Origin of the sequence: Thiovibrio frasassiensis, assembly GCF_029607905.1 — a bacterium.
GTDB lineage: Bacteria > Desulfobacterota > Desulfobulbia > Desulfobulbales > Desulfurivibrionaceae > Thiovibrio > Thiovibrio frasassiensis.
The window spans coordinates 802,512-821,197 of sequence record NZ_JAPHEH010000001.1 but is presented as its reverse complement, the minus strand read 5'-3'; the positions used below and the strand labels follow the sequence as shown (position 1 = coordinate 821,197).

The following is an 18,686-nucleotide window of genomic DNA, read 5'->3' as shown; positions in this document are numbered from 1 at the left end:
TTACCCAAAAAAATGGTTTTTTTCTGTCGAACGCGACAATTGTGGTCAAAATAATCATCACGCTGCTCCTGTCAAGCTGCACCAAGGCGTTGTTTGCTAAGAGTCGCGCGATTTATGCGGCGGATCCCGGCGACTGGCGCAAAACGTAAATGGTGTTGATGCTTTTCTACCGACTCCTATATATTTACAACTGCGCCAGGATATGTGATAATCGCTCCGTTGGGATCGTTTTTGTTTGCCTGCCATGGGCCATGGGCCGGCCCAGACTTTTTGAACCGGGAAAAGCGATGATGGATGTAGCCGCGGAATATGTCAGGGATGTGGAAAAGATTGCCCCGTGTCCGGAGGTGGCTTTGGACGTGTTGTCCATGGCCCATGCCGCGGATTGTTCCATCCCTAAGCTGTCGGAAAAGATAGAGCAGGATCCGGGACTCACCGCCAACATGCTGCACATGGCCAACTCCGCGTATTTTGGCCACATGAAAAAAATCACCTCGGTCAAGGACATCATCGTCCGTATGGGGGTGGATGCGGTCAAGATCATCTCCATCACCAGTGCGTCGGTCGGGTTGCTCAGGTCGCCGCAGGCGGCCTATGCGTTAGGCCGGGGCGAGCTCTGGCGGCATTCCTTTGCTGTTGCCATTCTGGCAAATATCATTGCCCGCAACGCCAAGGCTCGGGATACTTCGGCTATTTATACCGCCGGTCTGCTCCATGACGTGGGCAAGGTGATCCTCGATCGGCCATTGCAGGTGGCGAGCTACAGCCGGGATGAAAACGGCGAGCAGGAACCGCTGCTGACCGTGGAACGGAGGTTGCTGCATACGGACCATGCCGAGGTGGGGATGGCCCTGCTGGAAAAATGGGGCTTGCCCGAGGCGGTTTCGGTGCCGGTTGGTCTGCACCATGATATGACGCAGGCGCAGTCGAAAAGATTGGGCGTCAAGATCATCTATCTGGCCGACCAGTTGGTGCATCTTACCGAATACGATGCAGGCAGTCCCGGGGAATTCTTTTTTGACGTGCTGGCCTATGAGAGCATGAAAGAGGAATTGCCTGAGGTGCCGCATTTTGAAAACAATATGCGTCTGATTATTGAAGAGTTTGTTGATAAATATCAGGATGCCGTCGCCGTATTCAGCCTCTAGTCCGGCACAGGCCGGGAACTCCCCCGTGATTTTGCTGGCCTGGGTCAGCCCCTCTCTCTTTTTTTCTACTTCCGATCTATACGATGAGGGTGCAGCCTTTTAGGCCGCTTCCCCGATCAGCACCGCCTCCTGGATATGCATGAGACGGTCAATGTCCAGGAGGATGGTCACGCCTTCGGCGAGTTTGGCCATGCCCAGCAGGCACTGGCTGTCCGCCGCGCTGCCGAATTTGGGGGGATCTTCCACCTCCTGCTCCTTGATGATAACCACCTCGGAGACCGCATCGACGATGATGCCGATGAGCCGGGAGCCGGTGAGGCCGGAAACCTCTACGACGATAATACAGGTGCGGCTGTCGTACTCCGCGCTCTCCATGCCGAATTTGCCCCGCATGTCCATGACCGGGATGACCTTGTCCCGCAGGTTGATAACCCCTTTGAAAAAGGGTGGCATCTGCGGCAGCTCATGGATGGTCATCAAGCCGATGATCTCCCGGACATCGAGGATGCCGAGGCCGTAACGCTCCTTGCCCAGGGTGAAGATCAGGTATTTTCCCTCGCGGGAGGCAAGGGATTGGTCGATGCCCAGCTTGCGGGCCGCGCCCCGGGGGGCGGCCGCTTCCTGTCCTGCCCCCACTGCTGTGGGCAGAGGCTTGCAAGCGATATCGGCAAAGCGGGTGTCGACAAATTCGGCCAGATTGATCCGCCTTCCGATCTCCATCTTGGAGGTCATGTAATCCTGGATGGTCTCCAGATCTTCCAGGACCGGATAGAGGTTGTCCGTGGTGATTCCCTGGGGATCGGAAAGGACATTGCGGAGCAGCCCGGGTTCGAGGCCGATTTTTTTCTCCGGATCGAGAAAGGCCACGGCGATCTCCGCCGCCTCGTCAACATGGTCCCGGATATAGATGCCGGAGTCCACTAGCATCGTGGTGAACTCCTGCACCGCCTCGGGGTATTTGGTAAGAATCTCTTCCCGGAAAACCACGACGCAGCAAGGATGGTCCTGCCACACCTCGCTGGAGAGGAATTGGCGTTCGGCAATGCCTGCGGTAATGGCGCGTGAGCCGATGGGTTCGGCCACCAAAAAACCGCTGGCCTCGGAGTTTTCCTTTAAAAATTCCGGCATGGCCACCGGCGGCACCACGTCGAAGAGGACGTTGACCGCCTCCTTGCCCGCCACCCCGGGCCGCAACCCCATCTGGGTGAAGTACATGTGGGCGAGCATGTTGTGGATCGACATCTTGTGGGGGATATAAAAGGTCTTGTGCTTAAAAAACTGCTGGTACGGCTTGGCGTATTTGCCGGTCTTGTTGCGTACGCAGATGCTGCCGTTGCGGTGGGCGAAGAGTACCAGCTTGATGGGCACCCCGTAGCTGAAGAGATCCATGGCCATGGGCGCCAGGATAAAGGCCCCATCCACTTCCCCGTTTTCCAGGGCGTTCTGCACCGGGTTCCAGCCGGGCATGCAGAGGGTGTCCAGGCTGAAATGCTGTGGGTTTTTCCGGCCTGCGGCCACCTGATGCTTAAGCACTCCCAGGGCGAGATGGTCGGTGATCTGGATATGGGCCATCTTGAGATGCACCTTGCCCTCGGCGCTCATCTTGGGGCCTTCCTCTTTTTTGGCGACCACTGCCTGCTTCAGGCCAAAAATCTCATCGATGAGGACCTTCAGTTCGTCCGGGGTAAAAGGCTTGGCGACCACGCCGTTGGCCCCGGCCTCTTTGGCTTTGGCGACATAGGCCTTGTCTCCGTGCCCTGTGGCCATGAGAAAGGGGAGGTTCTTGAATGATTCGTGACCGCGCATCCATTGCAGGAGCTGGTAGCCGTCGAAATTGGGCATGGACCAGTCGCTGATGACCAGGGCAATGTCTTTTTCGGCGGTAAGTTTTTCCATGGCGTCGTTGCCGTCTTTTGCCTCGACGATGTTGGTGAAACCAACCTGGCCGAGAATCCTGGCCTCCATCTTGCGCATGGTTCCGGCATCTTCAACAAGTAAGATCTTCATCTGGGGATCAAGAGCCATTGTACTACCTCCTCGTGTCAATATAGAGGAAGAAAATGGTTTCGACAAGAAGGGAGATAAGGCAAAGGGGGAAGGGGAGGGTGGCCGGAGAATTTTTCCGGGCGATCCACTGGCGAAGGTTTTATACTGGGGACGCAAGTCAAAGCGTTCGGCTATTTTTTTTCACCAAAGAACAGGCAACCATGACGGAAAAAATTCTCTACACCATCCGCGAAACCCAGGCGCTGCTCGAGAAAGATGCGGTGCAGCTCGTGGATATCCGTGATCAGGACACCTTTGGTGAGGGGCATATTCCCGGGGCGGTAAACCTGCCGGAGATCTTTTCCTTTTTAAGCGAGAGCAGTCCGGAAGGGTTGGCAGCTTTGCAGAACTCCTTTGCTGCGAGTTTCTCCCGGGTCGGCCTTTCCCATGGGCGGAAGGTGATTTTTTACGAAGACAGTTTTGACACCCGCTATGGTGCTTCCTGTCGCGGCTACTGGCTGGCGCGCTATCTCGGACATCGGGATTGCGGTATTCTTGACGGGGGGTTCTGGGCTTGGTTGCAAGACGGCCTGCCCGAAGAAACTGCCGAGGTGATGCCGACTCCCAGTCGGTTTATCCCCCGTCCCAATGCGACCCTGATGGCCACCAAGGAAGATGTGCTCAAGGCTCTGGGCGATGCACGGGTCATTCTCCTCGACAACCGGGATGCCAACGAATGGTTGGGCCAGACCTCCTCTCCGTACGGTTTCGATTTTGCACCCCGGCGGGGGCGGATTCCCGGCGCCCGCTGGATTGAATGGTACAATTTTATGAGCCGGGAACCGATTCCGGCCTTCCGTCCCGCCCAGGAAGTTCGGGCCTTATGTGCCAGCCAGCAGATATACCCGGACAGCGACATCATTATTTTCTGTTTCAAGGGGTCGCGGGCGGCCAATACCTATGTGGCGCTGAAGCTCGCCGGCTTCAGCAGATTGCGGGTGTACTTCGCCTCCTGGAACGAGTGGGCCAGGGATCCGAGCCTCCCCGTCGAGAGCGGGGAACCGGGGCCCGCTTAGATCCAGTTGCCCTCACCGGGCGGGGGCTTTTTTCTTGCCAGGCCAAGGGAAAAATGGTCAATATGCCACCAGACCCTGAATCATTTCCTCCATAATCATCTCCAAGCAGCCTCTTCCATGGAATTTACCACAATCCTGCTCATCGCCGTGGCTTTGGCCGTGGACGCTTTTGCCGTGGCCCTGGCCGCCGGAGTCAGCCTCTGTCAGGTCAATTCCCGGCAGCTCTTCCGCTTGGCCTTCCATTTCGGTTTTTTCCAGGCCGGGATGAATGTCCTCGGCTGGCTCGGCGGCCTTACGGTCCGCTCGTTCATCGAAGCGTATGCCCACTGGCTCGCCTTTGTGCTCCTTGCCTTTGTGGGGTTGAAGATGATCTGGGAGGCGATCCGGGAGGTGAAGGAGGAGGGGGCGGGCACGGATCCCACCCGGGGGCGGATGTTGATTACCCTTTCGGTCGCCACCAGTATCGATTCCCTGGCCGTGGGTTTGAGTTTTGCCGTGCTGGAGATCAGCGTCTGGTTGCCCGCCCTGATTATCGGCCTGGTTGCCTCGGGACTCACCGCCCTTGGCCTGCGGCTGGGCTGTCTGCTGGGCGGGGCTTCGCGCTTGGGCTCCCGGGCAGAGATCGTAGGCGGACTGGTTCTGCTGGCCATCGGGATCAAAATTCTCCATGAACACGGGGTGTTATAGGTTTTTGCTCCCCCCTTTCCCATACATTTACATTGCATTCTCCAAGGGGCGCTGGTATGTTTTTGCGTCTTGAATTTCCTTTAATTGTAGGAGTCGTTACGCTGTGTTTGTGTGACCTTTTTGTCGCCGTTAACATTGCGCCGGCTCTTTATTCCGTTTGGTGGCCATCCAGATGACGACCCTGTCTGGCCATCACGGCTTACTGTTAATAACACCCTGCGGCCCAGCCGCCGGTTATCGGAGAATCTGTGATGAGTATTCGAGAAGATGCGATCAGGGGCACGGTTACCCCTCTTTTTGAAAATTGTGCCGCCAACGAGAATGTTACGGTTCAGGCCCTGATGCAGGGGGTGGCCGCGGGGACGATCTGCATCCCCAAGAACAAGAACCACCAGTTTGACCGGATCATGGCGGTGGGCAAGGGTTTGTCCACCAAGGTCAACGCCAATATCGGCTCTTCCAAGGATTATCCCGAGGTGAGTCAGGAGCTGCAGAAGCTCTGCGTCTGCCTCAAGGCCGGAGCCGACACGGTGATGGACCTTTCCATGGGCGGCGAGTTGGACGCCATCCGGCAGGAGATCCTGAAGAGCTGTCCCATTCCCTTGGGTACCGTGCCCATTTATCAGTCCATTGCCGAGGTGGTGGAGAAGCAGAAGAAGAAGATCGGTGAGGTCACCGTTGCCCAGATGTTCAAGGGCATTGAGCAGCAGGCCAAGGACGGGGTCGATTTCATGACCATCCATTCCGGCATCACCCGCTCCACCATGGACCGGGTCCGCAACCACAAGCGGCTCATGGGCGTGGTCAGCCGGGGCGGCTCCTTTACCATCGAGTGGATGAGCTTCAACAACAAAGAAAACCCCATGTACGAACATTTTGACGAGCTGCTGGCTCTCCTCAAGGAGCACGAGGTCACCCTGAGCCTGGGCGACGGCATCCGTCCCGGTTGCCTGGCGGACGCCACCGACCGGGGCCAGATCCAGGAGCTGATCCATCTCGGTGAACTGACCCAGCGTGCTTGGGAGGCCGGGGTGCAGGTGATGGTTGAAGGGCCGGGCCATATGCCCTTAAACCAGATTCAGGCCAATATCCTCCTCCAGAAACAGCTCTGCCACGGGGCGCCTTTTTATGTGTTGGGTCCTCTGGTTACGGATATTGCTCCGGGCTACGACCATATCACCGGCGCCATCGGCGGCGCCATTGCCGGGGCGGCTGGCGCCGACTTTCTCTGCTATGTCACCCCGGCCGAGCATCTTAAGCTGCCCAGCGCCGAGGATGTGCACGAGGGGGTCATGGCCTCCCGCATTGCCGCACATGCCGCCGATATCGCCAAGGGGCTGCCCGGCGCCATCGAGAAGGATATCGCCATGGCCAAGTGCCGCAACAATCTGGATTGGAAAGGCCAGATCGATCTTTCCATCGATCCGGAAAAGGCCCGGCGTTTCCGGGAGGAGGGGAGTTCCTACAAGGGTGACGCTTGCAGCATGTGCGGCTCATACTGCGCCATCAAGGTGTACAAGCAGGCCACCGCGCCGGATCGACTGCAGAAATAATCAGCAGAGAAGGAGGACGTACCGCCATGACCGAATTCCTGGGGCAGATTGTCGATTTTGTCAACAGCACCAATATCCCGCAACAGCTGCACGAGGTGGATGTCAAGGGTCTTTTCAGCAACACCTGGTTCCTGGTCCCCCTCATCGCTTTTATCTGTTACAACCTCTACAAACAGGCGATGAACACCCTGGTTATGACCGGGTTGGGCTTCGGCCTCTGGCTCTTCAGCGGCAGCCGCTACATGGAGAATCTGGTGGTGGGCGACAAGCTTCAGCTGGACAAGGTGCTGCCCGTGGCCGGGGTCTTCATCGGGGCCATCGCCATTGCCATCTATTTCCTCTTCATGCGCTCCGACTGATTTTTAGGGGTGCAACAACCGTGAGTAACCGGATCGAGGAAATCCATACCCGTCTTTTCGACCATTTTGGCGCCCAGCACTGGTGGCCCGGCGAAACCCCCTTCGAGATCATGCTGGGGGCGGTTCTGACCCAGAATACCAGCTGGCGCAATGTGAGCATGGTCATCGAGGGGTTGCGCCGGGAGGGGTTGCTCTCCTTTGCAGCCCTGGATGCCTTGCCGCTCGAGGCGCTTGCCGAAAAGATCCGGCCTTCCGGGTATTACAATCAGAAGGCCAAACGGATCAAGGGTCTCTTTGCCGCCATCCGGGAAGACAGCGGAAGTCTTGAGGAATTTTTCGCGCAGGAGACCCAGACCCTTCGGGAAAAGCTTTTGGCCATCAAGGGCATCGGCCCGGAAACCGCCGATTCCATCACCCTCTATGCTGCGGCCAAACCGGTGTTCGTGGTGGATGCCTACACCTACCGCATCCTGCTCCGGCATGACCTCATTGCGGAAGACGCCGGCTATGAAGAGATTCAGGATCTCTTCCTGAGCAAGCTGCCCGCCGAGGCCCAGCTCTTTAACGAGTACCATGCCCTCTTGGTCCGTCTCGCCAAGGAATATTGCAAGAAATCAAACCCCCTCTGTGATAGTTGTCCCCTGCAGGGGTTCTAGTCCTCTGGCTTCTGCCATTCCCTCCGCGCGCTCTGTTTTCGATTGACACGGCTTTCTAAAACCAAGTAAAGAGCTCTTGCAGGATTGAATTGTCTTGGGGCGGTGCGTACCCTTGATTTTCTTCTCACCTTCCCCTATCCTCTCTTTTCAACCCCGCCCAATGAGTGTTATGTTTCCGGAGCTGGCTTGGGCTGTCCCTCAATAATGAGGCGCGGACCGGGCCAATTCCGTCCCGGACAGGAGGCGTACTGACATGCTTACCGTGTACAAGCGCTTTGACCATCAGCTGCAGATCGTCACAGACAGTGGGCCGGTGCCAAGATCCTGGATCCGGATGGTCAACCCGACTCCGGATGAAATTCGTACGGTTTCCGAGGCGACCAAGGTGCCGGAGGACCTGCTCCGTGCCGCACTGGACTCGGAAGAACGCTCCCGTATCGAAATCGAAGATAACTGCATGCTGGTGCTCACCAACTTCCCGATGCTGCGCGGGCCGGACATGTACGACACCCTGCCGTTGGGCATCATCCTGACCCCGGACCAGGTCATTACCGTCTCCCTGGAAGAAACCGAGATCCTGCCCGGCAATATCGTTGGCCCCGGGGCACCGGCCTATTACAACACCGGCAAGCGCACCCGCTTCCTCTTTCAGATTCTCTACAAGACCGCCAAGGTCTATCTGCGCTTCATCCATCAGATCAACCGGCAGACCGATGAAATCGAGCGCCATCTGCGGAAATCGATGAATAATGCCGAGGTGTTCCGGCTGTTCGACATGGAAAAAGGCCTCACCTATTTTACGGTTGCCTTACGTTCCAACGGTCTGGTTCTGGAGCGGCTGATGCGACTCAGGAAGAACAGCGCCCTGCAGCACTTGTTGCCGCAGTACGAAGAGGATGAGGATATTCTCGAGGATGCCATCATCGAAAACCGTCAGGCCCTGGAGATGGTCCAGATGTATTCCGATATATTGAGCGGCATGATGGATGCCTTCACCTCGGTCATTTCCAATAATCTCAACCAGGTGATGAAGCTGCTCGCCTCCATCACCATCCTGATTTCCACTCCGACCATGATCTCCAGCTTCTGGGGGATGAATGTGGGGGTGCCCTTCCTGGATCAGCAGATGGGCTTCTGGGTCGTCCTCGGGATCTCCATCGTACTCACCGGCTTGGCGGGTTTTGTGCTCTGGCGAAAACGGATGTTTTAGGGGGATTCTTCAGGCGTCAGGGGGGGTGTCCCTCCGGTGCTGGTCCCCTTCCTTTCCGCTGGGGTTCGTTCTTGGCGGGGCTGGCTCTCCCGCCGGATGAGCTGCTGGCAAACACCCCGAATGATCTTGATCTCCTTTGCTTTGAGCCCGATCCGTCCCAGAAATTGGCGGATGCTCTTCATCCAGTAGTCATCCTCCCCTTCTTGCAAAAAACCGCTGCTCGTAAGCGCCTCTTCCACGTGTCCGAACATGGCCTCCAGCTCCCGCTTGTCCCCCTGTTTGGCTGCCGCCTTGGGCAAACCGTTTCGGCTCGCCGCTTCGAGCACGCTGTAATGGAGCTCATGGCAGAGAATGGCTACGGCCTGGGCCAGGTTGAGGGAGGAGAAATCCAGGGTTGGGATGGTGGTGATCTGGTTGCAGTAGCGAAGTTCTTCGTTGGCCAACCCCCGGTTTTCCGGGCCGAAGAGCAGGGCGACCCGGTTGTTTTTGAGCTGGGGCAGAACCTCGTTCATGAGCTGCCTGGGGCTGTTGACCGTGCTTCGCTTTTTGCCCTGGCGGGCGGAGGTGCCCAGCACCCAGCCGAAGGGGGCCAGGGCCTCATCCAACTCCTGCTGGTGTTGCAGATTGTCGATGAGATGGGCCGCCTTGGCGGTGGCGAGCCTGAGCATCCTCTCGCGGTCGGGCATGTCCCGGCAGACCACAATGAGTTGGCCAATCCCCATGTTTGCCGCGGTTCTCGCCGCCGAGCCGATATTTTCGGCAAACTTGGGGGAGACCAGGACGATGGCCACCTGCCCCATCAGCTCCCGCACCGTATCCTGGATCGCCTCGCTCATTTGCTGTGAACGGCACGCTTTCTTGGTTGGGCAACGGGTTTTTTTCTCCCCTTACCCTCGCCTTTATTCTCGCTCGCTTTGCGCTTGCGTGGGGCAGGCGGGATCAGGTCCGTGGCGCGGGCCAGCTTTTCCTCCACGCTGAAATTGATCCTGCGCCGTGGGATTTCCACGCTGGTAAGCCGCACCCGCACCAGATCGCCGATCTGGAAGACGGTTTTGCTTCTCTGGCCGATGAGCCGGTGACGGCCCTCCTCCAATTCGTAATAATCGTCGCGCATCTCGGTGATGGGCACGGCGCCGTTGACAAAGACCTCGGTCAGCTCAACGAACAAGCCGAAGGCGGTGACCCCGGAAATAATGGCCTCAAAGGTCTCGTCGATCTTGTCGGCCATGAAGTGAACTTGGAGCCGTTCCATCATCTCCCGGTCCGCCTCCACCGCTATCCGTTCCCGTTTGGAAAGAAATCCGCCGGCCTCTTCGGTGGACACCGTCTCGGGGCCGGGTTTTCCCCCCCCCTTCTTCTGCAGGCTTGCCGCCAGCGCCCTATGGACCATGAGATCCGGATATCTGCGGATGGGTGAGGTGAAATGGGTGTAGTTGGTGGCGGCCAACCCGAAATGGCCGAGGTTTTGCGGGGAGTAACGGGCCTGCTGCATGGTGCGGAGCAGGAGATTGCTGATGATGTATTCCTGCGGGGTGCCGGCGGCCATGGCCAGTACCTGGCCGAACCACTTGGGCGAGCCGTCGCCTTCATCCACATTCAAGCCCATGCTTTGGGCAAACTCGGTGAATTCGGCCACCTTGATCGGGTCGGGTGGTTCGTGGATCCGGTAGAGGGAGTCGATCTTGCCTTCGGTCTGGGTCTCGGCCACCGCCTCGTTGGCGGCGAGCATGAACTCTTCGATGAGCTTGTGGGCCTGATTGCGCTCGCTCCGCTTGATGGTCTGCACGGTGTTGTCTTCGCCCAGTACCGCCAAGGGCTCCGGTAGCTCAAAGCCGATGCTTCCCCGCTTGATCCGTCGCTTTTCCAATTCCAAAGCCAGGCACCCCATCATCTCCAGAGCCGGGATGATATCGGCGTACTGGTTCAGGACAGCGGGGTCGCGATCCGTCAGCACCTGTTTGACCGTGGTGTAGGTGAGACGATGCCGACTGCGGATGATACTCTTCATGAACCGTTTTCCCAGCCGCTTGCCGTGCGCGTCAAAATCAAGCACTGCGGTGAAGGTGTAGCGGTCTTCGTTGGGCACCAGGCTACAGAGGTTGTTGGACAACCGTTCCGGCAGCATGGGGATGACCCGGGTGGGAAAATAGACGCTGGTGCCGCGCTGGTATGCCTCGACATCCACCGGGGTATGCGGCCGGACATAATGGCTGACATCGGCGATGGAGACATAGAGTCGGTAGCCGTTTTTCAGGGACTCGATGGCCACGGCGTCGTCAAAGTCCCGGGCCGTTTCTCCGTCGATGGTCACATGGACCACCCCGCGCAGATCGGTGCGGGAGGCGGTCATCTTCACCTCCGGATCAAGACTCTCGACCTGTCCGGTCACCTCTGCGCTGAAGGCATGGGGCAGATCAAACTTGCGGATGACCATTTCGGTCTGGACCTGGATATCCTTAGGATTGCCCAGGACCTCGAGGATGATGCCGTCCAGGTTGCGCTGCCCGGCGGCAAAGGAGGTCACCTCGGCCAAGACCGCATCGCCGTTTTTGGCCCCCCGGCTATCCTCCTTGCGGATGACCAGATTGTAGGGGAAGCGACTGTCCTCCGGGATCACCAGCCCGGTAACGCCGCCGGCCATGTAGACCCCGACCAGCCGGCTGGTGGCCCGGTTCAAGACCGCGATCACCCGGCCCTCGTAACGGCCCTGGCGGCGGCTCATCAACTGGACCAGGACCTTGTCGCTGTGGGCCGCGCCGCCCAGCATGCCGGGAGGGATAAAGACGTCTTGGTCGATCTCCAGTTCCGGGGGCGCCTCGGCGGGGGAAACAAAACCGTAGCCCTTGGGGTTGACGCTGATCTGACCTCCAAAAAGCTCCGCGCTTTTGCGCAGGGCAAAGGTGTCCCGTTTACAGGAAAGAACCTTGCGGCGACAGAGATCCTCCAGCACCCCCAACACCTCCTGGCGGTGGCTCTTGCTCAAGCCCAGGGCGGCAAAGAGGTCTTGGCCTGAAAGCGGCATCTCCGCAGTGAAAAGCTTGCCCAGGATCTCCCCTTCAAAGCGGGCTTCCTGCTGGTGACGCGGCACTCTAGTGCCTTCGCGCTGCCGTTTTCCCGGCCGCCCCTGTTTGCTGCGGAAAACTTTTCTTCTCTGTGTCACAGGCTTACCTCTCCCGGCTATTTTTTTGAAGAAATGAAAAATCATTGCACAAGGGCGGAGAACAAAATACCCTTATAAAATAACCTGACAACTGTGATTATAGCTTATTTGCAGGGACAGATCATCCATATTACCCATGACCGGATAAGAAAGACAGCGACCACACATGGCAGCCAGCAAAAAATTTAACATAGCCGCGTACTGTGAGCGCATGGAGGAGATTCTCGGCGGTCAGGAAGGTCCGGCAAAAATCTTCTGGGAGGCGCTCTCCTTTGCGGTTTCCGCCCATCAGGACCAGCGGCGCAAGTCCGGCGAGGTCTATGTCAGCCATCCCCTCCAGGTGGCGAAGATCCTGGTGGAGGAGCTGGACATCCGCGATCCGGAGTTGCTGGCCGCCGCCGTGCTCCACGACACGGTGGAGGATGTGCCCGAGGTAACCAGCGAGGTGATCGGCGAGATCTTCGGCAAGAATATCGAGATCATTGTCGATGCCTGCACCAAGATCGCCAACTTCTCCGGAGACAAGCAGACCTTTTACAAATTGGTCCATCGCAAGCTTTTCTCCGGGGCCGCCGCCCATCTTGAGGTGCTCTTGATCAAGCTGGCCGACCGGTTGCATAACCTGCGCACCATGGATTCCATGCCCAAGGGCAAGCGGCAGAAAATCGCCGAGGAAACCCTGGATATTTATGCGCCCCTGGCCAAGGTCATGGGACTCAACACCGTCAAGCGCGAACTCTACACCTTGGCGCTGATGTATAAGTTTCCCCGGCAGAGCCAGAAGGTGCTTGCCGCCATCAAGCGGTTGCAGGGCAGTGAAGAGGTGCAGGCCATCAAGCGCACCCTGGAAGAGCGGCTGAAGGAGGTGTGGATCACCCATGAAATCCGCCTCAATCCCAAAGGGCTCTGGGCGTACTTTGACCCGGCCCAGAAGGTTCTGCACAAAACCGTCGCCAACCCCCTGGAATTTATCATCGTTACCAACGATGTGCAAACCTGCTACCGGATTCTCGGGGTCATCCACCAAAATTATCCGCCCATCCCCAGGACCATCAGGGATTTCATCGCCAATCCCAAGGCCACCGGCTACCAGAGCCTGCATACCCGCGCCAACATCAAGGGGCGCAACTACCTCTTCAAGATCCGCACCACCGAGATGACCCACTCCTCCCGCACCGGCTTGGTGGGGGAATGGTTTGCCCACAAAACGGTGCCGACCAGCTTTGAGGTGGAATTGCGGGAGATGCTGGATATTCTCGGAACGGACGAGGATCTCTCCTACCGGGAGATGATCGCGGTCAGCGGCAAGAAGGCGATCTACACCTATACCCCCAAAGGCGACCCCATTGAGTTGCCCGCCCGCAGTATCGTCCTCGATTTCGCCTTCAAGGTGCACACCGATGTGGGCAAGCGGTGCATCAAGGCCAAGATCGGCAAGCGGCAGGTGGAGCCGGACGCCCTGCTTGAAGACGGCGATCAGGTGGAGATCATCTGCCAGAAGGATCCGGTCCGTTTCGAGCCGGATCTTCAGCAGCGCTGTCAGACCCCCCGGGCCCGGGCGGAGCTCTCCAAGCTGTTCCGCCAGCGGCGTGAGGATTTGGCCCGGATGATCGGCGAGAGCATTCTCCGCCAGGAACTCAAACGCTACGGCCTGCCCTATGAAATCCTTGAAAAACCTGGGATGGCCGGCCTCATGGCTCCTCTGGGGGCAAGGGATCTGTCGGAGCTCTTTCTCGGCCTGGGCGAAGGAAGACTCCGCCTGCGCGAACTGATCAACGAAATCAAAGTCCGGCTTTATTCCGGGAAAGAAACCCTGGAGCCTCCCACCGGCAGCCTGAACCGTATCGAACTTGCCACCCTGGACCCTGCCTGCATTAAATTTTCCCGCTGCTGCAATCCGGTGCCCACGGAAAAGGGGTTGTACGGCCTGCTCAGCGAGCGCGGGCTCTCCATCCACCAGAAGGAGTGCGGGACCATCACCTCTCTCCATGTGCAGCGGGAAGACGTGGTTGAGGTGCGCTGGCGGCTCAAGGAAACGGTGGTGCCCAAGCTGCAGACCATTCTCGTTTTGGAGGCCCCGTCCCGCAACCGTCTCCTGATGATGCTGGGCGTGGCCCCGGAAGAGATGAAGATCACAGAGATTGCTCTTCTTTCCAGCCAGCCGTCGCGGACCTCTGCCTGGCAGATAAACTTTCAGGTCGATACCCTGCAAGGACTCAAGAATATCCTCGGCCACCTGAACAAGACCGGGATGGCCTTTGAATTCGGGCTGGAACAGTAGTAACCGTTCAGCAGCACCACATCAGCCTCGCAGTCTCGTTGTGCTCGCTGAGCTGTCATCGGCCCGCTCATGTGCAACAGCACACTGTGCAGGCCTCTTGGTAGGCACTGCTGCCGACAATTGACACGCGCATCTGCGGCAGCAGCGAAGCGGCGCTGCGGAACGCTTACTTGCCGAAAACCATTATCAGTAGAACATCACAGAAGCTAAAAATCCCCTCTCCCCTTGCGGGAGAGGGTTAGGGTGAGGGGGAACGCCATGATTGCGATGGTGTGGCAAGTTCACCCACCCCCAGCCCCTCCCGTCAAGGGAGGGGGGGTAACACAACAATCCTCAGTACCCTAGAGCTTTTCCCCCATGGCCAGATCTTCAAGACCGTCCCGATCGAGAATGGTGATCTGCGGGCCATCGCTGCTGATCAAGCCCTGTTTTCCCAGTTTGCTGAGGATGCGGGAGAGGGTTTCCGGGATGGTGCCCAGCAGGCTGGCCAGCTGCGCCTTGCCGATATTGAGCTTTACCGTGTCGCTGTCCCCCTGTTGGGTGCTGAGGTAGAGGAGGTGGGCCGCCACCCGTCCCGGCACCTCCTTGAGCGAGAGATCCTCGATCAGATGGGCAAACTTCTTGAGCCGCATGGACAGGGCGGCCAGCATGTTCATGGCCAGGGCCGGATTGGCCTGGATCAACTCGATGAAGGCGTGGCGCGGAATGAAGATGGTCCTGCTTTTTTCCAGGGCCAGGGCATGGGCCGGGAAGGTCGAGCCGATAAAGACGGCGGCCTCGGCAAAGGGCTCGCCCGGGCCGAAGATATGGAGGATCTGCTCCTTGCCCTCAATGGAAAGTTTGTAGATCTTGACCAATCCCTCCATGACCACATAGAACCCGGTCCCCGGATCGCCTTCGGCAAAGATACTCTGGCCTCGGGCATAGTCCTGCAGGGTGATGATCATGGCCAGTTCATCATACTGGGGTGCGGTCAGGCCGGCAAAGAGCGGGACCTGTTTGAGAAAAGACATAAGCTCCATGGGATTACTCCTTCTTGGTCGGCAGACAAGCCATGGCCCAGGCCAGATTGTCTGCAAAAAAACAGAGTACGGAAATGGGCGGCGGGCAGGGGGGGTGCTCCCGCTCCGCAGCAAAGGTCAGCAACAGCGGTTCTTGCGGGGTGGGGTGCTCGCCGTGTATTGCAAGCAAGCGGATCTCTAGGAATCCAAGCAGGGGGGTGGCCCGGACCATTTTACGCACCGCTTCCTTGGCCGACCAGAGCAGGGTCAGGCGTTGGCCTTCGCTCAAGGATTGGGGCAGTCCGGCGTGGAGAAGCGCTTCTTCTTCCGGCGAGGCAAAGCGCTGCCTGACCGTGTGGATTTTTGTCCGCACCTCTTGGATGTCGAGTCCGCAGGGGAGGTTTGCCGCCAAGGCTGCGGCCATGCCGCCGCTATGGGAGATGGAGATGCATGGGGCACCACCCGGCGGAGCTGTGGCCAGATAGGGGCGGCCAGCGTCTTCGGTTCGGAGCACGAAATCGTGCCAGTTTGGCTCTGGCCCGCCGAGAACTGCTGCCGCCGCCCATTTGGCGGCCATTCGTCCACCAAGCCACTCAACGCGCCGCTTTTCCTGGCTAAATCCTTGCCATTGTCCCAACTCGTCTGGATGCAGATACTTGCCGGCCAGAGCAGGAAGGTCGGCGCACTGCTCCAGGCCGGAAAGCACCACCCCTCCAAGCCGTAGCCGGGCCTCCGGGGGGAAATGGTGCTGCCAGCACGGCCAGTATTCTTCAGAAATGGCCTGGACAAACGCCATTATGCCCTCCTTTCATAAAAATCCTTGCCCTTGTCCGCAAGTTTTTGTAATCCGTAAGAAACCATGCAACAGGGATCAATCATGACCGCAATCGATTTCGGCGTCATCGCCATCTTTCTCCTCTTTCTTGTCCGCGGCGTATGGATCGGCTTTGTCCGGCAGCTGGCCTCCCTGGCCGCGCTCATTCTCGGCTACCTTTTTGCCGGGCGCTATTACGAGCAGATCAGCCCGCGTCTTTCCTCGCTGATTCCCTCGCCCCAGCTCTGTTTCCTCGTGACCTACGCCCTGTTGTTTCTCGCGGTATTTGTGGGCGTTCTCGCCTTGGGTTTTGTGCTCAAAAAGGTGATGAGCATTTCCCTGCTCGGTTGGTTTGATCGCTTTATGGGCGGGATTTTCGGTCTGGTCAAGGCGGGGGTGCTGACCTCCGTTTTTTTCATGGTGATCTCCGGGCTGCTGGCGGATTCCAACCCGCTGATCACCGGTTCCCTGGCTGCGCCCTATCTTTCCAAAAGTTCCACCTTTCTGCTTTCCTTTGTCTCGGACCAGAATCTGCAACGTCATCTCCTTCCCAGAGAGCCTGCCATTGATTTTTCCGCCACGGTGATACCAGCGGGCCAGCCGCTCCGGCTTGATTCCGCAATAAAAGCCAAATAAGATCAGCTGATTCACCACTGTTGTGCGGACAAGCCCCAAGCGCTTCCAGCGCCGGGCCGAGGTGGAGGCCGGAGCGCTGAGCAGGGCGATTTTGCCGATTTTCCGCAAGCGGAGCACCAGCTCAACATCTTCCAGCAGGGGCAGCTCCCGGAAACCTCCCATGGCCAGGAACCGGCTGGCGGGCAAAAACAGCGCCTGATCTCCGTAGGGAAGTCCGAACCAGGCCGCTCGCCAATTGGTGCACTGCTCAAGCAGCCGAAAGCGCCAGCCTGTGGCGTCAATGGCGAAGCGGAAGGCGCCGGCCACGATGCCTGGGTGGTCGAGGGCTGCGCGGATCTGGGCAACAAACCCCTTCGGCAGCCGGGTATCGGCATGGAGAAAGAGCAGCATCCGACCGTTCGCCGCCCGTGCCCCGGCGTTTTGCTGGCTGCCGCGCCCGAGGGGGGCGGAAATCACCCTGGCACCGGCAGCGGTGGCTTCGGCCACGGTCCGATCCTGACTGCCGCCATCGGCGACAATCACCTCCACTCCCGGCAGCCCGACCAGCCCGGCCACGGTTTGGCCGAGGCAAAGAGCCTCATTGAGGGTCGGGATGATGATCGAAATGTCGCAGGTCTTCCGGGCGGTCGACATCGGCAAGGGTTTCCAGAGTATGGGTGGAAAGATTCAAGGTCTGCGCCTGTTTCATGGTTGCGGCCAGCACCTCGCCGCTGCCCCAGGGGATATCCTGAAAAAGGGCGGGCGCTGGCCGGTTGAGGCCAAGAAGATAATAGCCGCCGTCCCTGGCAGGGCCGAGGACCAGATCTTGGTTTTTCAGGGCGGTAAAGGCCCGGGCGAAGAGGGCAGGGGTGAGGCTGGGGCAATCGGCGCCGATTACCACCACCCGTTGCGCTCCTTGGGCAAAGGCTTGGCTGAAGGCCCGCTGCAACCGGTCTCCTAGGTTTCCCCCCCCCTGGTCCAGACAGGGGATGCTGCTTTTGGCAAGCCAACCCTCCATGGCCTGCTGGTTTCCGTCGGCATAGCGAATTTCGGCGCTGATCGGATATTGGCTCGCAAACTCTGCCATCCGGGCGACAATCGTTTCGCTCATCCGCCGCTGGAGTGCGGCCGCGCCTTGAGGTCCCAAGGCCGGAATCAGCCTGGTTTTTGTCCGGCCCGGTTCGGGGTACCTGGTAAAAAGAATGAGCCGCGCCTGGCTGTTGTTGTCCATTGTTCGTCTATTTTTTGGGATGGGGAACTTCTTGCCGCCCATCCTCTTCTCCGCTATATTGTTAGCAAGACTCTCTTCCCAATAACCACTCACCATACCAGCCATCCCGTGACCGTCAAAAGAAAAAAGAAAACTCCGGATCCCTCTTCATATCGAAAAAGAACCTACCGGAACCGTGTTGATCATGGTGCGCTGGTCAGCTTTGAGGTGCGGATCAGGGAGACGGACCTGCAGATTCTTGCCGGGAAAGATCTTCGCGATACGGCCGGAGCTGCTGTGTTTCAGTATCGCAGCCAGCTGGAAAGTTATATCGCCCGGCATCCAGAATTTGCAACGGTTCTGACCCCGCTCCCTGGTGATCCTACGGCTCCGCCCATTGTCAAGAGTATGCTTGGTGCGGGTCTGGCGGCGGAGGTCGGGCCCATGGCCGCGGTGGCCGGGGCCATCGCCGAGTATGTCGGGCGGGATCTTCTGGCTGCGGGGGCTGGGGAGGTGGTGGTGGAAAACGGCGGCGATATCTTTTTTTGCCGCAACCGGGAGAGCGTGGTCGGCATCTTTGCCGGAGCCTCGCCGCTCAGCAACCGGGTGGGGTTGAAGATCCCGGCCAGGTGCATGCCCCTTGGGATCTGCACCTCTTCCGGCACCGTGGGCCATTCCTTGAGTCTGGGCGAGGCCGACGCCGTCACGGTGCTGGCCAAGGATACCGCCCTGGCCGACGCAGTGGCCACCTTGGTCGGCAACGCGGTGCAACCGGGGCAGAGCCTCGATGCCGCGCTGGCCAAGGGGGCTGCCATCCCGGGGGTTCTGGGAGTGGTTATTATTCGGGGGGAGGAGCTGGGCGCCTGGGGCGAGGTTGAGCTGGTGCCGCTGTAACCGTTCAGGGCCACCGGAACAGGTGAACAAACAATT

Annotated in this window: 16 protein-coding genes and 1 pseudogene; 10 read left to right on the top strand and 7 right to left on the bottom strand. The window is 58.7% G+C overall.

The window, feature by feature from the left end:
* Positions 1-287: 287 nt before the first annotated feature.
* A complete protein-coding gene (locus OLX77_RS03865) occupies positions 288-1,148 on the top strand; it encodes an HDOD domain-containing protein (protein WP_307632273.1) in 861 nt (286 codons plus the stop codon).
* Positions 1,149-1,247: 99 nt separating this feature from the next.
* On the opposite strand, the gene OLX77_RS03860 is transcribed toward OLX77_RS03865, so the two are convergent.
* Complete coding sequence (locus OLX77_RS03860) at positions 1,248-3,173, bottom strand: chemotaxis protein CheW (protein ID WP_307632272.1); 1,926 nt, start codon at positions 3,171-3,173, stop codon at positions 1,248-1,250.
* Between the two features lie 182 nt (positions 3,174-3,355).
* Between OLX77_RS03860 and OLX77_RS03855 the strand changes: the two genes are divergently transcribed.
* The 6 genes from OLX77_RS03855 (at position 3,356) to OLX77_RS03830 (ending at position 8,675) form a co-directional block, all read left to right on the top strand.
* On the top strand, positions 3,356-4,210 hold the full coding sequence (locus OLX77_RS03855) for a sulfurtransferase (protein ID WP_307632271.1): 855 nt from the start codon (positions 3,356-3,358) through the stop codon (positions 4,208-4,210).
* A gap of 117 nt (positions 4,211-4,327) precedes the next feature.
* Complete coding sequence (locus tag OLX77_RS03850; RefSeq protein ID WP_307632270.1) at positions 4,328-4,897, top strand: manganese efflux pump MntP; 570 nt, start codon at positions 4,328-4,330, stop codon at positions 4,895-4,897.
* A gap of 251 nt (positions 4,898-5,148) precedes the next feature.
* Positions 5,149-6,450 carry a phosphomethylpyrimidine synthase ThiC gene (gene thiC / locus OLX77_RS03845; protein ID WP_307632269.1) on the top strand — a complete coding sequence of 434 codons (1,302 nt, stop codon included), beginning with the start codon at positions 5,149-5,151 and terminating at the stop codon, positions 6,448-6,450.
* A 26-nt stretch (positions 6,451-6,476) separates the two neighbouring features.
* On the top strand, positions 6,477-6,809 hold the full coding sequence (locus OLX77_RS03840) for a hypothetical protein (RefSeq protein ID WP_307632268.1): 333 nt from the start codon (positions 6,477-6,479) through the stop codon (positions 6,807-6,809).
* 20 nt (positions 6,810-6,829) lie between these two features.
* Positions 6,830-7,465, top strand: a complete 636-nt coding sequence (locus tag OLX77_RS03835) for an endonuclease III domain-containing protein (RefSeq protein WP_307632267.1) — start codon at positions 6,830-6,832, stop codon at positions 7,463-7,465.
* Positions 7,466-7,718: 253 nt separating this feature from the next.
* The gene (locus tag OLX77_RS03830) at positions 7,719-8,675 is read left to right on the top strand and encodes a magnesium transporter CorA family protein (RefSeq protein ID WP_307632266.1); all 957 of its coding nucleotides are present in this window, start codon (positions 7,719-7,721) and stop codon (positions 8,673-8,675) included.
* On the opposite strand, the gene OLX77_RS03825 is transcribed toward OLX77_RS03830, so the two are convergent.
* The gene (locus tag OLX77_RS03825; RefSeq protein ID WP_307632265.1) at positions 8,672-9,511 is read right to left on the bottom strand and encodes an RNA methyltransferase; all 840 of its coding nucleotides are present in this window, start codon (positions 9,509-9,511) and stop codon (positions 8,672-8,674) included. The two genes, OLX77_RS03830 and OLX77_RS03825, sit on opposite strands and share 4 nt — an antisense overlap.
* Complete coding sequence (rnr, locus tag OLX77_RS03820) at positions 9,508-11,835, bottom strand: ribonuclease R (RefSeq protein WP_307632264.1); 2,328 nt, start codon at positions 11,833-11,835, stop codon at positions 9,508-9,510. Before rnr ends, OLX77_RS03825 begins: the two co-directional genes overlap by 4 nt.
* Before the next feature lie 166 nt (positions 11,836-12,001).
* Between rnr and OLX77_RS03815 the strand changes: the two genes are divergently transcribed.
* A complete protein-coding gene (locus OLX77_RS03815) occupies positions 12,002-14,116 on the top strand; it encodes a RelA/SpoT family protein (RefSeq protein WP_307632263.1) in 2,115 nt (704 codons plus the stop codon).
* Between the two features lie 341 nt (positions 14,117-14,457).
* On the opposite strand, the gene OLX77_RS03810 is transcribed toward OLX77_RS03815, so the two are convergent.
* Together OLX77_RS03810 and OLX77_RS03805 are read right to left on the bottom strand one after the other, a co-directional pair.
* Positions 14,458-15,138, bottom strand: coding sequence for a Crp/Fnr family transcriptional regulator (locus OLX77_RS03810; RefSeq protein ID WP_307632262.1), 681 nt, complete (start codon positions 15,136-15,138; stop codon positions 14,458-14,460).
* Positions 15,139-15,142: 4 nt separating this feature from the next.
* Entirely contained in the window at positions 15,143-15,913 is a 771-nt protein-coding gene (locus OLX77_RS03805) for a 4'-phosphopantetheinyl transferase family protein (protein WP_307632261.1), read from the bottom strand.
* 63 nt (positions 15,914-15,976) lie between these two features.
* Between OLX77_RS03805 and OLX77_RS13245 the strand changes: the two genes are divergently transcribed.
* On the top strand, positions 15,977-16,567 hold the full coding sequence (locus OLX77_RS13245) for a CvpA family protein (RefSeq protein ID WP_371877490.1): 591 nt from the start codon (positions 15,977-15,979) through the stop codon (positions 16,565-16,567).
* Between the two features lie 9 nt (positions 16,568-16,576).
* Here the strand turns inward: OLX77_RS13245 and OLX77_RS13240 are convergent.
* Both OLX77_RS13240 and OLX77_RS03795 read right to left on the bottom strand, forming a co-directional pair.
* Positions 16,577-17,200 (bottom strand): annotated as a pseudogene (locus OLX77_RS13240) (TIGR04283 family arsenosugar biosynthesis glycosyltransferase); the annotation flags it as partial.
* Complete coding sequence (locus OLX77_RS03795) at positions 17,145-17,777, bottom strand: TIGR04282 family arsenosugar biosynthesis glycosyltransferase (RefSeq protein WP_307632259.1); 633 nt, start codon at positions 17,775-17,777, stop codon at positions 17,145-17,147. The pseudogene OLX77_RS13240 and the gene OLX77_RS03795, both read right to left, overlap by 56 nt.
* 108 nt (positions 17,778-17,885) lie before the next feature.
* Here OLX77_RS03795 and OLX77_RS03790 point away from each other — a divergent pair, with 108 nt between their 5' ends.
* Entirely contained in the window at positions 17,886-18,650 is a 765-nt protein-coding gene (locus OLX77_RS03790) for a UPF0280 family protein (protein ID WP_307632258.1), read from the top strand.
* Positions 18,651-18,686: the final 36 nt, after the last annotated feature.

Excerpts from the sequence above, each read along its gene's own strand:
- OLX77_RS03865 (WP_307632273.1), top strand. The coding sequence starts at position 288 with ATGATGGATGTAGCCGCGGAATATGTCAGGGATGTGGAAAAGATTGCC.
- OLX77_RS03860 (WP_307632272.1), bottom strand. The coding sequence starts at position 3,173 with ATGGCTCTTGATCCCCAGATGAAGATCTTACTTGTTGAAGATGCCGGA.
- OLX77_RS03855 (WP_307632271.1), top strand. The coding sequence starts at position 3,356 with ATGACGGAAAAAATTCTCTACACCATCCGCGAAACCCAGGCGCTGCTC.
- OLX77_RS03850 (WP_307632270.1), top strand. The coding sequence starts at position 4,328 with ATGGAATTTACCACAATCCTGCTCATCGCCGTGGCTTTGGCCGTGGAC.
- thiC (WP_307632269.1), top strand. The coding sequence starts at position 5,149 with ATGAGTATTCGAGAAGATGCGATCAGGGGCACGGTTACCCCTCTTTTT.
- OLX77_RS03840 (WP_307632268.1), top strand. The coding sequence starts at position 6,477 with ATGACCGAATTCCTGGGGCAGATTGTCGATTTTGTCAACAGCACCAAT.
- OLX77_RS03830 (WP_307632266.1), top strand. The coding sequence starts at position 7,719 with ATGCTTACCGTGTACAAGCGCTTTGACCATCAGCTGCAGATCGTCACA.
- OLX77_RS03825 (WP_307632265.1), bottom strand. The coding sequence starts at position 9,511 with ATGAGCGAGGCGATCCAGGATACGGTGCGGGAGCTGATGGGGCAGGTG.
- OLX77_RS03815 (WP_307632263.1), top strand. The coding sequence starts at position 12,002 with ATGGCAGCCAGCAAAAAATTTAACATAGCCGCGTACTGTGAGCGCATG.
- OLX77_RS03810 (WP_307632262.1), bottom strand. The coding sequence starts at position 15,138 with ATGGAGCTTATGTCTTTTCTCAAACAGGTCCCGCTCTTTGCCGGCCTG.
- OLX77_RS03805 (WP_307632261.1), bottom strand. The coding sequence starts at position 15,913 with ATGGCGTTTGTCCAGGCCATTTCTGAAGAATACTGGCCGTGCTGGCAG.
- OLX77_RS13245 (WP_371877490.1), top strand. The coding sequence starts at position 15,977 with ATGCAACAGGGATCAATCATGACCGCAATCGATTTCGGCGTCATCGCC.
- OLX77_RS03795 (WP_307632259.1), bottom strand. The coding sequence starts at position 17,777 with ATGGACAACAACAGCCAGGCGCGGCTCATTCTTTTTACCAGGTACCCC.